Source organism: Nonomuraea sp. LPB2021202275-12-8 (assembly GCF_037044575.1).
GTDB lineage: Bacteria > Actinomycetota > Actinomycetes > Streptosporangiales > Streptosporangiaceae > Nonomuraea.
Map to the genome: position 1 here is coordinate 91,525 of NZ_JBAHWD010000010.1, position 13,363 is coordinate 104,887.

At 66.9% G+C, this 13,363-nt stretch carries 17 protein-coding genes; 10 read left to right on the plus strand and 7 right to left on the minus strand.

Annotated elements, in window-relative coordinates; all coding sequences use genetic code 11:
- The first annotated feature begins 109 nt into the window (after nt 1-109).
- Nucleotides 110-655, plus strand: a complete 546-nt coding sequence (locus V5E28_RS20525; RefSeq protein WP_336208573.1) for a dihydrofolate reductase family protein — start codon at nt 110-112, stop codon at nt 653-655.
- 182 nt (nt 656-837) lie between these two features.
- Here the strand turns inward: V5E28_RS20525 and V5E28_RS20530 are convergent, their stop codons facing one another.
- Both V5E28_RS20530 and V5E28_RS20535 read right to left on the minus strand, forming a co-directional pair.
- On the minus strand, nt 838-1,131 hold the full coding sequence (locus tag V5E28_RS20530) for a GNAT family N-acetyltransferase (protein ID WP_336208574.1): 294 nt from the start codon (nt 1,129-1,131) through the stop codon (nt 838-840).
- Nucleotides 1,132-1,771: 640 nt separating this feature from the next.
- Entirely contained in the window at nt 1,772-2,050 is a 279-nt protein-coding gene (locus V5E28_RS20535; RefSeq protein WP_336208575.1) for a hypothetical protein, read from the minus strand.
- Nucleotides 2,051-2,184: 134 nt separating this feature from the next.
- On the opposite strand from V5E28_RS20535, the gene V5E28_RS20540 reads away from it, so the two are divergent.
- The gene (locus V5E28_RS20540) at nt 2,185-2,988 is read left to right on the plus strand and encodes an inositol monophosphatase family protein (RefSeq protein WP_336208576.1); all 804 of its coding nucleotides are present in this window, start codon (nt 2,185-2,187) and stop codon (nt 2,986-2,988) included.
- A 34-nt stretch (nt 2,989-3,022) separates the two neighbouring features.
- Here the strand turns inward: V5E28_RS20540 and V5E28_RS20545 are convergent, their stop codons facing one another.
- Entirely contained in the window at nt 3,023-3,919 is an 897-nt protein-coding gene (locus tag V5E28_RS20545; RefSeq protein WP_336208752.1) for an aminoglycoside phosphotransferase family protein, read from the minus strand.
- A gap of 82 nt (nt 3,920-4,001) precedes the next feature.
- On the opposite strand from V5E28_RS20545, the gene V5E28_RS20550 reads away from it, so the two are divergent.
- Nucleotides 4,002-4,358: a VOC family protein gene (locus V5E28_RS20550; protein WP_336208577.1), complete on the plus strand. Its 357-nt coding sequence runs from the start codon at nt 4,002-4,004 to the stop codon at nt 4,356-4,358.
- A 97-nt stretch (nt 4,359-4,455) separates the two neighbouring features.
- Here V5E28_RS20550 and V5E28_RS20555 read toward each other — a convergent pair whose 3' ends face one another.
- A complete protein-coding gene (locus V5E28_RS20555; RefSeq protein ID WP_336208578.1) occupies nt 4,456-4,896 on the minus strand; it encodes an NADPH-dependent F420 reductase in 441 nt (146 codons plus the stop codon).
- Nucleotides 4,897-5,042: 146 nt separating this feature from the next.
- Entirely contained in the window at nt 5,043-5,753 is a 711-nt protein-coding gene (locus V5E28_RS20560) for a hypothetical protein (protein ID WP_336208579.1), read from the minus strand.
- A gap of 261 nt (nt 5,754-6,014) precedes the next feature.
- On the opposite strand from V5E28_RS20560, the gene V5E28_RS20565 reads away from it, so the two are divergent.
- The 3 genes from V5E28_RS20565 to V5E28_RS20575 all read left to right on the plus strand — a co-directional run bounded on the left by V5E28_RS20565 (nt 6,015) and on the right by V5E28_RS20575 (nt 7,655).
- Nucleotides 6,015-6,665: a hypothetical protein gene (locus tag V5E28_RS20565; RefSeq protein WP_336208580.1), complete on the plus strand. Its 651-nt coding sequence runs from the start codon at nt 6,015-6,017 to the stop codon at nt 6,663-6,665.
- Between the two features lie 38 nt (nt 6,666-6,703).
- Nucleotides 6,704-7,222: a hypothetical protein gene (locus V5E28_RS20570; protein WP_336208581.1), complete on the plus strand. Its 519-nt coding sequence runs from the start codon at nt 6,704-6,706 to the stop codon at nt 7,220-7,222.
- 178 nt (nt 7,223-7,400) lie between these two features.
- On the plus strand, nt 7,401-7,655 hold the full coding sequence (locus V5E28_RS20575) for a hypothetical protein (protein ID WP_336208582.1): 255 nt from the start codon (nt 7,401-7,403) through the stop codon (nt 7,653-7,655).
- Nucleotides 7,656-7,770: 115 nt separating this feature from the next.
- Here the strand turns inward: V5E28_RS20575 and V5E28_RS20580 are convergent, their stop codons facing one another.
- Together V5E28_RS20580 and V5E28_RS20585 are read right to left on the minus strand one after the other, a co-directional pair.
- Nucleotides 7,771-8,160, minus strand: coding sequence for a hypothetical protein (locus V5E28_RS20580; RefSeq protein ID WP_336208583.1), 390 nt, complete (start codon nt 8,158-8,160; stop codon nt 7,771-7,773).
- A 24-nt stretch (nt 8,161-8,184) separates the two neighbouring features.
- The gene (locus tag V5E28_RS20585) at nt 8,185-8,559 is read right to left on the minus strand and encodes a hypothetical protein (RefSeq protein WP_336208584.1); all 375 of its coding nucleotides are present in this window, start codon (nt 8,557-8,559) and stop codon (nt 8,185-8,187) included.
- Here V5E28_RS20585 and V5E28_RS20590 point away from each other — a divergent pair.
- The 4 genes from V5E28_RS20590 (at nt 8,552) to V5E28_RS20605 (ending at nt 13,215) form a co-directional block, all read left to right on the plus strand.
- Nucleotides 8,552-10,552 (plus strand): BRCT domain-containing protein, encoded by a 2,001-nt coding sequence (locus V5E28_RS20590; protein WP_336208585.1) that lies wholly within the window; start codon nt 8,552-8,554, stop codon nt 10,550-10,552. The genes V5E28_RS20585 and V5E28_RS20590 overlap by 8 nt on opposite strands.
- Nucleotides 10,553-11,012: 460 nt before the next feature.
- Nucleotides 11,013-11,903 carry a hypothetical protein gene (locus V5E28_RS20595; protein ID WP_336208586.1) on the plus strand — a complete coding sequence of 297 codons (891 nt, stop codon included), beginning with the start codon at nt 11,013-11,015 and terminating at the stop codon, nt 11,901-11,903.
- A gap of 406 nt (nt 11,904-12,309) precedes the next feature.
- On the plus strand, nt 12,310-12,822 hold the full coding sequence (locus V5E28_RS20600) for a hypothetical protein (protein WP_336208587.1): 513 nt from the start codon (nt 12,310-12,312) through the stop codon (nt 12,820-12,822).
- A 195-nt stretch (nt 12,823-13,017) separates the two neighbouring features.
- Nucleotides 13,018-13,215 carry a hypothetical protein gene (locus tag V5E28_RS20605; protein WP_336208588.1) on the plus strand — a complete coding sequence of 66 codons (198 nt, stop codon included), beginning with the start codon at nt 13,018-13,020 and terminating at the stop codon, nt 13,213-13,215.
- Nucleotides 13,216-13,363: the final 148 nt, after the last annotated feature.

Below are 13,363 nucleotides of genomic sequence, written 5' to 3' on the forward strand. Positions count from 1 at the left end.
TCCCAGTCGCAGGCGACGACGGGGGGAATCGTCTTCGTGCGCGGGGATCCTCGTCGTATTGTGCGCCGCGTGATGGTGAACCAACCCTTGACGGCAAAGGAACAGAGCAATGGCTAAGATCATCTCGAACTTCTTCATCTCCGTGGACGGCGTGGTCGAGGCGCCGGACCAGTGGCACTTCCCCTACTGGAGCGACGAGATGGGCGCCGTGGTCGAGGCGGGTATGCAGAGCTCGGTGGGGATGCTGATGGGGCGCAAACTGTACGAGGAGTGGGCCGCGTACTGGCCGACGGCGGAAGCCGACCCGGACGTCGCCAAGTCCATCAACAACGCCCGCAAGTTCGTCGTGTCGAACACCCTGGAGAAGGCGGACTGGAACAACACCACCATCATCTCCGGTGACGTGGCGGCCCAGGTGCGCGAAATCAAGAAGGAGCTCGACGGCGACATCCAGATGTCCGGCTCCGCGACGACCGTGCGATGGCTCCTGGCCAACGGGCTCCTCGACGAGCTGAAGCTGCTCGTCCACCCGATCGCCGTCGGCCATGGCCAGCGGCTGTTCGAGGACACCCCCACCCACCCGCTGAAGCTGGTCGAGTCCGAAACCTTCCAGACCGGCGTGCTCAACCTGACCTACGTTCCGGACGCCGGCTGAGCGAGCCGTACATCCACGCGCTGACCCACCCGGAGGTCATCGGGCCTGCTTACCTCGGCTGCCTCCGGGCCCGGCTCAGATCGCCTCGGCCAGCCGGGCGGGCGGCGCGTCCTTCAGCATGAAACCGCCCGCCCCGGCAGCCGGCGCCTTACGGAGCGTCTCGCCCCTCCCGCCGAGGTCAGTCAGCGGGCGCTGCCGAGCACGAGCATGAGGTGCTCGTTCTCGCCGTGCCGTACCGTCTCGGTGCGATGGAAGCCCAGTTTCTCCAGGAGCCGCACCGAACCGGTGTTCTCGGCGAAGGGGTCGGCGTGAAGGGGGCGGGCTTCCTCCCGCTGGAGAAAGAGCGTCAGCGCCTTGGTGCCGACGCCTTGCCCCCAGTAGGGACGACCGAGCCAATATCCGATGAAACGCCGGTCCTGTACCCACCAGGCCACGACATGACCAGCCGGCTCGCCACCCACGGTGACCGTCTGCACGAAGACGGTGGCGTCTCCCAGGATCTGGGTGGGCGCTTCTCGATTCCTGATCGATCAGGTCCCCACGACAGGCTCCGATCCGCAGCTCTTTACCGCATCCGAAATTGTCGCCGCCGGAATCCGCTGGACTCATTTGTGAGGTGGCCCGGCCGCATACGCCTCTGCTGCGCCAGGCGGCCGAGACTTTTCGCGAATGTGCGGTGCGGGGATGGCATCATCGGCAGCATGTTTCGTCGATACGTTGTCGGCATCGGATTGACGGTCGGAATGCTGTCCGGTTGCTCCGAGTCGCCGTATCAGTTGCCGGACCGCAACACGCCGGCTGTGCGAGCTGAGGAGAAACGCCTCGCCGCGCGTCTGCCAGACAGTTTGCTTTGGGGCCGGGGTACCTGCGAGGTCCGCCTACTCGGCAGGGAGGGCTCCTCGTCGTTCGCCTGGGCGATCTGCACGATGACGCCGACGGCTGACATTCCACCGGGAGGCACTTCCATGCCCGTGCGGGTGGACGGAGATCAGGTCAGGAAGCCCGTCGACGGTGGGGGCTATGCGGACAGCGTCAGGCGTATGTTCCCGCCCCGTCTGGCGGACATCGTGCTCCACGAGCCTGAGAGGCTGCGCCCGTAGCTCACGCAGCGCACGATCAAGGTTTGTCCCTCTGCCACGTGTCGAATTGGAGGGGCGTATCCATGACTTCCTTGAGCTGCTTTGCCCTGGTCACACAGTCGGGGCAGACATGTTCCTTGACCGATCTGGCGGTGGCTTCCGGTGTCGGCTCACGGAAAGTCCCTGACACCGTCATGCCCAGCGGAAGATTGGTCCCGGGGTCCATCATGACCGTCATGACATTCGCAGGGGTGAAGCTGAAGGTGCGCTTGCACAAGTAACATCTGCCGATTGTCGTGATCTGCTCGTCTGCCATAAAGCGTCCACCCTCCTCCATAGCACCGTACAACGTGCGACCGGATAGCGGGCCACCGAACCTCCGCGGGCTGGTGGAGGTACGGGTCGACGCCCGATGTCACCGGCGGACCCCGCCCTGTCTATCCTGCGTGCATGCTGATCACGGACGAGGAATTGGCTCTCACGGCAGCGCAAGCAGGAGCCGCTGTCGTGCGGTCCATGTACGGCGCGTCGCTGACGCGCTTCCAGAAGTCTGAGAGCGACTTCGCAACGACTGCTGACATCGAAGCGGAGAACGCCATCCTCGACGTCGTCCGCACCGCCCGACCGGATGACGCCGTGACCGGCGAGGAGAGCGGGTGTACGGGCTCGGGCAGCGCGGAGCGCATGTGGCTGGTCGATCCCCTGTGCGGCACGCTGAACTACGCCGCGCGGAGCATGCTGGTCGCGGTGAACATCGCCCTGCGCGTGGGTTCGGACATCACGGTGGCGGCCTCAGCCGACCCGTTCGCCGAAGAGGTGTTCTGGACGGACGGCGATCACGCGTACGTCCGCCGCGACGGCGTCGACGAGCGACTCACGCCGTCGCCCGATTCGCGGCTGGTGGACGTCAACCTCGATCCCCCGTTTCCGAACGAACCGAGCTTCCGGGCTGCCCGGCTGCTTGCCGACCCAGGGTTCGTCGAGCGATTCAGCCCCCGCGTCGTCTCCACCACCCTGGCAGTGGCCTGGGTCGCCGCCGGCCGGCGAGCCGCGTACGTCACCGACGGCCATCTGCGGGACAGCGTGCACTTCGCCAGCGGGATCGCGCTGTGCCAGGCCGCCGGCTGCGTGGTGACCGGCATCCACGGTCAGCCACTGCACACCGGCGCGGGCGGGCTCGTCGTGGCGGCTGACCTGGACACGCACGCCGCATTGCTGAAACTCATCGGCAACCGGTTCCCGCCGGATCGGTAGCCCGCACGTACCGCACGGTCGGAATCTTTGACACTCAGGCGGGTGACTCGTCTGCCAAGATGCGGTCCAGGGTGCGTCGGCCCAGCCGGCTCATGGCGGGATTGGTTTCGAGGTAGTACCAGACGAGCCCCATCGCCTGTTCGAAGGCCCACGCTCTGCCCCGCTCCCATTCAAGGTCGTCGCACTCGAGGTCCAGACGGAGCACCTGCCGCGGCCCGGCCTCGAGCAGATGCCAGGCACTCACGAGATCCAGAGCGGGATCGGCCGGTCCGAAGTCGCCGTTGTCGAGGATCCCGGCCAGCCGACCAGCGGACACGAGCACGTTGCCGGGAATGAGATCACTGTGGGCCATCACGTCGGCTGCTCTGCGCGGCAGGCTTCGAAGGTCTTTCCACACCTGGCGAAGCTCACGTACGTCCAGGAGTTGTTCGCTCTGCTTGAAGCAGGTCTCCATCCACGCGTCGTGGGACCGGAGGTCGCCTCCCCGGCCTCTGCCGACGAACGTACGGCCACGCGTGTCGATGGCGCGCAGGTCCCTGATGAGATCGGCCAGGTCGTGGGCGAATGCGACCGATTCGCCCGGGTCCTCATCGGTGGCCACGACGCCGGGCAGCCACGTCTGCACCGACCACGGAAGCGGGTATCCCGCGCCGGGTTCACCGAGCGTGACCGGCTCGGGCGTGGGGAACCGCGTGCGACATGCCAGCTCGCGGGCTGCTTCCGCCTCGGACTTCAGCCGGCGCCGCGTCGCGTCGACGTCCCCGGGCTGCAGAGGGAACCGAGCTGTGAAGCGGTCGCCGATGCGGAAGATGGCGTTGACCGTCCCGTTGGCGGCGATGCCCGTGACGGGCAGGCTCCGCCACTCGGGGAACTGCTCATCGACCAGGGTACGCACCGTCTCCGGTGACACCGTCAGCTGGTTGGCGTGCATCTTCACGCCGGGAGCCTTCCGCGTCTCCGACTTCCCCGCAACGTGTTTTCGCGCGATGCAGGACGGCCGTAGCGTGGTCGGCATGGCAATCGCACGCTTCCCAGGCATCGTCATCGACTGTCCCGACCCCGGCGCCCTGGCGGCGTTCTACGGCGCGATGTTGGATTGGAAGGTCGAGGTCTCCCCCGACTGGGCTGACGTACGCGCCGACTACGGTCAGTGCATCTCCTTCCAGAAGGTGGACCCCTACACCCCGCCCAGCTGGCCGATGCAGGAAGTGCCCCAGCAGATGCACCTCGACGTGATCGTCGACGACCTGGACACCGCCGAGACCGCGGTGCTCGCTCTCGGTGCGACCAAGCACGAGCACCAGCCCGGTTCGTCCTTCCGGGTCTTCCTCGACCCAGCAGGGCATCCCTTCTGTCTCTGCGTGAACTGACGCCGGCTCCCGCTGGGCGACGGCCTCGCAGGCCACCGAACCCCCGGCGGCCACGTTCACGATGACGCGGTGCTGTTCACCGTGACGGCACCTTCGGCTACCCGTTCGTGGTGACGGGACCGCGGTCGACGAGATTGAAGACCGTGTGAGGGTCACGTCCGCCGAACAGCAGCGAGATCACGATCGCGGCCATCGACTCGAGGTGGAGAGCGTGCTGCAGGTCGCCGATCGGCAGCGGCTCACCGCCGATGTCGACGATCAGTTGCCGCGTCATGTCTCGTGCGGCCGAGTGGTCACCGCAGTACGGAACGACCAGGCGGCGGCCGTCGAACAGTGGAGGTTCCATCTGCCATACGCGCGCCTGGCAGAGGTTGAATGCCTTGACGACGTGGCCGCCGGTTGTCCGCTCGATGTCCTGCGCCATCGACCGGCCGGGTTTTGTGACCAGTGTGAACCTGTCTATCTCGACCGGGTTGGTGCAGTCGACGATCGGCTTGCCGTGCAGCGGGGCAGTCGGCGAGGAACACATCGTGCTCACTCATACAGCGCCGATCTCCGTGCCCTGGACGGCGCGCCGACGTTCGGGGGCGGGTAGCTCATGCCAACAGGATTCCCCTTGTCACCAGGTGCCGGCTACCCGGGGCATCCCAAGCAACTTCGGCCGCCCGTTCGACGGGGCACCGCTCACCAGCTGAGCACCCGCGATCGGCCGGTCGGGACCGGTGGCCGCGCACGCAGCACCTGCGCGCCCAGCGGGACCAGAGCCACGCAGAGCAGGGCGGTGACCAGCACATCGGGGATCGAGGCGGCCTTCAGTACGCCCATCCAGGTGCCTCCCGCCACCAGCAGCATCAGGGCGCGGGCGGTGCCGAAGACGCCCGAGCGCCAGGTGGCGATGGCCAGCAGGAGCGAGCCCGCGTACTGGCCGACCGAAGCCCAGACCGGTACCCGCCACGGCCCGTAGGAGATGTCGACGTACTCCTTCATGATGGCGTTCGTCGCCTGGTCCAGCCCGATGACCTCGGTGAGCTGGAAGGCGGTCTGGTCGGCGCCGGCGAAGTACAGGCGGGCGAAGAGCCCGGCGACCAGCAGCGTGGCCCCCCAGAACGCTAGGCCGCCGCCCACCCGCTGAGCCAGGGCGATGAAGGCGGGGAAGAGCAGCACCGCCCCCAGCGCGAAGACCGCGTAGGAGAGGGAGAGGAGGGCGGGTTGTGAGGTGTAGGCGAGGAGCTGGCCGTTGGCGGCGAAGGGCTGCGTCTCGGCCCACGCCTGCTGCTGCGGGGAGAGAACGGTGGTCGAGCTCAGATAGCGCAGCAGGTATCCGGCGCACAGGACGACCGGTCCCAGGACGAGCGTCACGCCGCCGATCCGCCGTCCGGGAAAGTACGAGTTCATGGGACCGAGCCTGTCGCGGAAGGGCCGGGTGAATCATCCGTCGATCGTCAACCCGTACCCCTGTCGAAAGTCGGGTCATGACGGGACGGTCCGGATGAGGCAGCGGTGGATGCGCCGTGCTTCGCCGCCGCGCGGCCCCAGGATGGGCAGCATGCCGGTCGCCGACTCCGAAGCGGGCATCAAGGACCTCATGGCCGGCATCTCGCCACCCTGGCCAATGGCGCTGATGGCCCGACAACCGCAGTCTGACCTTGGAGGCTCGTGATCGGTACGCTGATCGTCATGGGATCTGGTGAGGCATCTCTACGGCTGGTGGACGTGACGTCGGCGTTGGAGGCGACTCTCGCCGCCCTGAGGGCCGTGGGGGCCGACCCGATGTACCGCGTGGGGGGCACAGGTGCCGCTCTGCTGCAAGGTGTTCATCTTCCTGTCGGAGATGTCGACCTCTTGGTGGCCCGGCGGGAGGACGTGGACACGGTCGCTGGCGCTCTCTCGTCCTTCCCCTGCCTGTACGCGGCATCTTGGCTCCCCGAGACTTCGCAGTACTTCGCCAGGTATGAGGTGAACGGGGTCCACTTAGAGATCAGCACGGTCGAGCAGGAGACCGACTCCGATGAGATGGAGTGCATCGGCCGTGGCCCGTGGCAGCACTACGTCTTGGTCACGTGTGGCTCGCATCGTGTTCCTGTGGTGCGCCTGGAACTGCGGTTGGCCACAGAACTCCTGCGTGATCGGCCCGATCGATACGAACCTCTCCTCGACCACATGGCGGCGCAGGGGTTCGATTCAGAACTTCTGCACAGGGCCATGACTGCTCGCGGTCTCTCGGCGGAACGACAGCGCTGGGTCAACGACCGCCTCGCCCATTCCCCGTGGGCTGCCATCGAGGTCAACGACCGGGGCTCTCGATAGCCGGAATTGTCGGTGACGGGTTCTATGCTTCCCCACCCATGAGCAGCAACGAGATCTCTGTCATGCACACCAAGCGGATGGATGTGGAGGTGGAGGACTGTGGTCTGGTCTATCTCCTGGATCGGGGGGATTACGGGGCCGCCGACAAGTCGGATGAGTCACCGGCTCACTCCGTCGGGCTCGTTGAAGTGAAGCAGAGAGGCGTCGTCAGGCTGCATATCGCACCGCAGTGGGGCCTGATTCCCTTCACGGTGGCTGTCGCCGACCGGGATCCGGGTGCTGACCTTGACGGCTATGAGGACATCGTGGAGATCAGCTTCGAGTCCCCGTCGGGCGAGGTCTTCATGGTGGGATGGCTCATGGATTGGGACGAGAAAAAGGCGTACAACCTTTCTCCGCTACTCGCTGGTCCCGGAACGTACCGCTTGCGGTATCACGTCCGAGGAATGGATGAAGAGCGCCACTCGCTGGATGACCACTACCTTCAGATATGGCCTGCGCCACAGCATGATCCGGCCGTACTGAAATCTACGAGTGAACCTTCCGGTACTTTCTAAACCCTGAAGTTCGACCTGGATCGACTTCGGCTTGTCCGGGTCGATGGCGGGCGGGCATCCCGGAGCCGAGTGTGTCCCCGCCGGAGGCATCGCTTTCTCCTGGAACCCTTCCGATCACAAGAGCGTTGCTCCCCTCGGCGGCTGATGCATCAACTTCAACAGAGGAGACCGGCGGTCCATGGCATGGCTTCGGAATGACGAGCAGGCCATCGGGCAAACCATCGCGGAGGCTCAGCGGGCCTATCAAGAGGGGCACGAGATCTTCGTGTCTCGTCTCCGAGCCAAGTCCGAAAGCATGCGTGCTTGGGCGGTTCCGGATGCGGCCGAGCTGATTGAGGGCGTCGAGCGTGAAGGGTGGCAACTCAGCCATATGTCGGAGACCCTCATTGGAGATGTCCTCCCGCTGATGACCTGCATCTTCCGTCGTCGCTGATCTCAGAGTTCTGAGCGGCGGTGGAGCCCAGAGGCGGTGGCCGAGCGAGCCGGCCGCCTGATGCGCAAGGCGCTGGTACGGGCAGGCGGACGCGGCGGCTCTGACTGGGGAGGGATTACTCGGCCGGGCGGAGGGCGTTGGCGATCTTTTTGAGTTCCGCGTCGGCGTTGACCTTCTTGGCGTAGGCGGGGCTCATCAGGAGCTCGATGGCGAGGCCGGGGTTCTCGATCCAGGTGAGGACGCGGGCGCGAGGCTCGCCGGACGGGGTGTTCTTGTCGTTGGCGAGTTCGCCGGGCGGTTCGCCGACGCTCACCAGGTACGCCTCCTTGCCGCGGATAACGATCGGCTCGGCGCCCTGCTCGCCATATCCGGCCATCCGCTCGGAGACCCGTTCGACGGCCTTACCGCCGTAGACGATCACCTGGAGCCCGTAGCCGTCGGTCAGCTTGCCCGACTCGTTCCACGCGGTGGAGTCGCTCGTGTGGCCGAAGGAGTCGCTGAGCATTCGGCATGCAGGGATGCTTGGCCGTCAGATGCCAGGCAGTGCGGCCTCGTTGAGAAAGCGGTGGTTATGAGCGGTTGAAGCTGTCGGCGTCCGTGTGTTGTTGTCGGTGCTCGTGTCGGTGTTCAGGTCGAGTTGTCGGATGTCGCCTTCGATTCCGATCTCGGTGGCGCCGCCTGAACGGGTTCCTGTCGGACGACAGCGGGCTGGCGTGCGCGGGCAGTCGAAACCGGAGCGTGAGCAAACCTGCAGAGGCCCGACATTGCTGTTCACAACGTCCAGGGCGCAGCCGGTTTGCACCGAACACACCGAACGCGAGAACCGGAACTCCAAAGACCAGCTGATCGCCGAACAAGAGGTGATGTGTCGGTCATCTCCGCTACGGTCGCTGAGCATGATCATCAGTGGCAGGACGGTCGTGCTGGCCGGTCGGTTCGGCCGGCTTTCAAAGGATGAGGCAAAGCGCGGCCTGGAGGCGTTGGGCGCGAAGGTGACCGCGTCGGTCTCGGCGAAGACGGACCTGGTCTTCGCCGGGGCGAAGTCGGGGGCCAAGGCGGGGCCGGCGGCGGTGCGCGGCGTTCCGATCTACGACGAGAACGCGCTGGTGGCCGTGCTCGAAGGCCGGGAGCCCGGCACTGCGCCGCCGTCCCCGCTGTTCACCGGCGTCCCGGACGAGCGGATGGGCCCCGACGAGGCTTTCGACACCCTCAAGAAGGCCGACTGGTCCGCGTTCTGCGCGGAGCGCGACACCGTGCCGCTGCGGGACGCCCTCCAGGCTCTGGAGCGCGCCCACGGCGTCACCGACGCGCATCGCCTCGCGACCGCCAGGCTTCGCGACGCAGGTGCGCTGCTGCGCCACTCCGACGTGCATCGCGGCGAGGTGACCGGCCACGCGCTCAGCCTGGACGGCCACCACCTCGCGGTCGGAAGCCACACCGGCGACGACTACGACCGGGGCGGCGTCCTGCAGATCTTCGAGGTCGCCACCGGCCGCTGCGTCCACGCGATCGACGGCATCATGGGCGGCATCGGCTTCCCGGACTACACGCGCAGCCTCCAGTGGTCGGCGGACGGCACGCGGATCGCGCTGGAGTACAACACCAACGCGACCGGGGTATGGGACCCGTTCGGCACCGCTCGCGAGCCGATCGCCGACGCGTTCTTCCTTGCCTCCGGCAGGCCGTCGGGCATGGCCTTCGCCCCCGACGGCAGGCGCGCGTTCGTCTACGGAGGCGAGTCGGACTTCCTTCGCAACGTCATCGTGGCGATGCACGAGGGCTCGGTCGCCGGGCCGCCGGACGCCCATCCGGAGGGAACGGAGCCGATCGAGTTCAGCGGACCGTTGCCGGAGGAGTTCCGGGAAACCTGGGACGACGAGCCCGAGCTGATCCTCGGCCGGGCGTTCTGGTCGCGCGACGGCTCCCGTGTCTACGGACAGGCGGAGGACGAGTACGCGGCGATCTCGCTCGACGTGGAGAAACGGCAGGTCTCCTGGATTCTGGGCCTGGAAGAGAATCCGGATGCGGCTCCGCCCGAGTGGAGCTTGGACGAACGGTTCCTGGCCTACCAGCGTGGCGGAAAGCTCATTATCGCCGACGCGTTGACGGGTGAGACGGCGGCGGAGCTTGCGGGCTACCCGGGCGCCGATGTCCTGTGCTGGGGGCCGGGCGGTCGGCTGGCGGTGGTGGACCCGGCGGGCGGGACCGTCGGGATCATCGACGCGACGACCGGCGAGCACCGCCACGACCTGAACATTCAGGCCGCCCCCTCCAACCCGCGCGGCTGGGACGCCCGGTCGTGGGCCTGGTCACCGGACGGCGAGCAGGCGGCCTGTGTCACCGGCGAGGGGCGGATCGAGATCTGGTCGCTCGGCGAACGCCCCGAACGGCTGCGCGTCCTGGACGGTATCCGGCGCGCCATCGGCCAGTGCGATCACGGCTTCGGCCTGGAATGGCCCGCCGACGACGTGCTGATCGCGATCGGCTCGCACGCGGTGCGCTTCCTGCGCCCCGAGACCGGCGAGATCGTGGCCGACCACCCCTTCCACCACACCCCGGCCGCTCGCCGCCCGCTCTTCCTCACCGGCCGAGACGTCGGCGACCAGCTCCGGCTCAACCCGACGTTCGCGCTGGACGAGAACACTTGGGCAGTGGCGTTCGAGGACGGCACGGTCATCGCGCAGCCCGGCCGGGACGACGATCTCGACGGCCGGCTCTGCTGGTCCATCGCCCGCCGCTTCGCCTGGCCGTTCCGCTGGGGCGACCTGAAGATCTTCCCCGACGCCGCCCACGCGGGAGCGGAGGCGGCCTCGCCCGATACCGAGCGGCTGCTGGCGCCGTTCAGGGGAGGTGGCATGTCGGCAGGGACGTGGCCGCCCCCGACACCGCCACCGTGAGGGATCTGATGACGGTGGTCCGGGGAACGCTTGTCGACCTGACCGATCAGAACTCGGTCGTCCAGGCCGAATGGACCGTCGACACGCTTCAGCAGCTCGCGATGATCTGCGCCCGGCGAGGGGAGGCTGCCGAAGCCCGCGAACTCGCCCTGGCGATGCCAGAACACCGGCGACGTCTTGGACACCTCGCGCGGATCGCGCTCGTGCTCGGCGCGGCCGGTTTCAAGGCCGAAGCCGCCGCAATCTTCCCGTACGCCGGCAACGATCCCGCGGACGTGAGCGACGCGGCGGACGTGGCCGCGATCGCTGGGGCCTGCGCGGTCCTGGGGCGGCATGAACGCTCCGAGCATGGTTCGCCGCCGCGCGCGAGGCCGCCGACGCCCACCGTTCGAACTGGGAAGTCCGCCTGCCGCTGGTCTGGGCGCTCACCGAGTGCGGCCGGGAGCAGGAGGCCCGCGTCGTGCTGGACGAGGGCGTGGGCACGCCGAGTGACCGGCACCACGGCGTGCCCTGGCTGGTCTGCCTGCTCAGGCGGGGCGAGACCGAGCTGGTGCGCGAGCTGATCGGGGAGCGCAGCGAGCCGAACGACCCGGAGAAGCCGCATGCCTACGGCGTGCGCTGGTTCGACGACTGGACGGCGGCCCGCGCGCTCACCGTCTACGGGCAGCCGGATCTGCTCCGGCTGTGGGGCGACATCAACGGGGCGTCGGTGCGGCGCGACCTGCCGGTGGCCGAGCGAATCGCGGCCGAGGGCAGGCCCACTGGCCCGCCCGGCGACCAGTTGCCCGATCTCTCCGCACAACACGCCAAGCTGGCGAAACTCCCCAAGGCGGCGAAGCGTCGCGAGTCCGCGCAGGTGGCCAGGAATGCGGCGGACTGCGGACACGTCAGTGCCGTGCTCGGGACTGCTGCCAGGGACGCCACGCCCCGGCAAGTACGGGCTGGACAGCGACGCGCGTACCTGGGTCGCGCTCAGCGCCCTGCGGACCATCGCGATCGGCGTGGACGTCGACGTGTGGTGATCCCGTGGCCCGCAGCGATCGCCGGCTATGACGCAATCCGGCCGACAGGAAACCTGGACAGCTCCACCAGAAACCGTCCAGACCAAGGTGTCGCGCCGCAGTCCAACACGTGTCCCATCCGTCAGCTTCATCCGCAAGGGACATTCTGTGCCTCGGCGATGAGCTCGACGAGTTTCGGGCTGGCTGCGACGGTGACGTGGGAACTCATGCTGTGTGGGCTGCCGTCGATGTCGACGCTCATGGCACGCAGAGATCAACAAGCCCCAACAAGATCAAAGCTCAGGTTGGAAACCACTTCCGACCTGGGCCTTCGCTATGAGAGCAGGTGACGGGAATCGAACCCGCGCTGTCAGCTTGGGAACTGCATCGATCACGGCCTGGCGAGGCTCTTAGCTGGGCACAGGGCCGGTCATGAGTGACCGTGATTGACCCCTCGTCGCCCCTCTTAATGGCCCGCTGATGGCCCGGCGATCAGCCCGTGAGCTGGTATTTCTCGGGCGACGCGCATCTCGCCCGTCTGAGATCATCCCGTCTGCCTCGACCCACCCGAAGTGGAAAGCAAGGGATGATCGTGCTGTGGGCTTCGGGACATACGCCAGACGCGTTCGCGACCGTGATCTTCCTTTCGGGAGGCGCTTCCGCGCGCTGAGGTGCGCAGTCGGCTGCTACCACCCGATCGGCTTCAACGCGACTTGGTCATACCTGACCACGGTAGGAAACCTTCGACGCGATGAGTTGGCTCTGATCTGGGCGCTGGACACGCTGGAGCTCAGCCGGAACGCTTGGCTCGCAGAGATCGACGCCTTCGCCGACCGACGCCGCCTCGAAAAGCCGAAGCATCGCCGTAGTCCGTTGGCGCGGGAGGTGCGATATCTGCATGGGTGGAGATGGCCCGGCCCGGAAGGTCATCGGGTGATGTTCCGAGAGATCGGCATCCTGTGGGGCCAGCATGTGCCCGTCCCATTCCCTGACGTACCAACCTCGGTGAGGGACGACCTCGTCGAACTGAACGCCACCCTTGCCGACTGCATATCGACCTACCTACGCAACAACGGCACGACCGGCTCAGGCCACAAGGCCACTCTCCTCAGGTGCCTGCGCAAACTCCACGGGCATCTGGGGCGCCACCTGGGCTACCCCTCCCCCTTCCACGACGCCTATGACTACCATTGCCGCCTGCTCAAAGTGACGGAACTGCTGGTCAACGATGCGTACCCCTTCTCCGCCAAGACGCAGGACAAGGGTTAGGCTTCAGGACGAAGATCAGCGCATGGTGACCGCTTCTCATGAGCACGATCATTCACGAGGTCGTACGGCTCCCGTTGCGTAGAACGTCGGTTCCGAAGTCTGAGTTGATCTGCCTTCGTTCGTGGCCGTTGTTGGCACAGGTCCAGCGACGGCCCGCCTGGGCTTCATTTCCACGACCTGAGGCACACGGGCAACATGCTGGCCGCCGAGTCAGGCGCGGGGCTCAAGGACCTCCTGGCCCGCATGAGACACGACAACGTCCGGGCGGCCATGATCTACCAGCACGCGCTCAGGGAAGCCGACGAGGCGATCACCAACGCCATCGATCGGCAACTCGAAGCGCGCGACGATGACGACGAGGGCACGGCGGGTGCGCTGGTCCCGGCAGAGTGATCACGAGCCAATGGCCCGTTAATGGCCCGCGAAGATCGAACCAGTGCAGAAACAATCAAGGCCCGGGTCGGGATCCATGCCCCTACCTGGGCCATTGCGCTGAGAGCGGGTGACGGGAATCGAACCCGCGCTGTCAGCTTGGGAATCG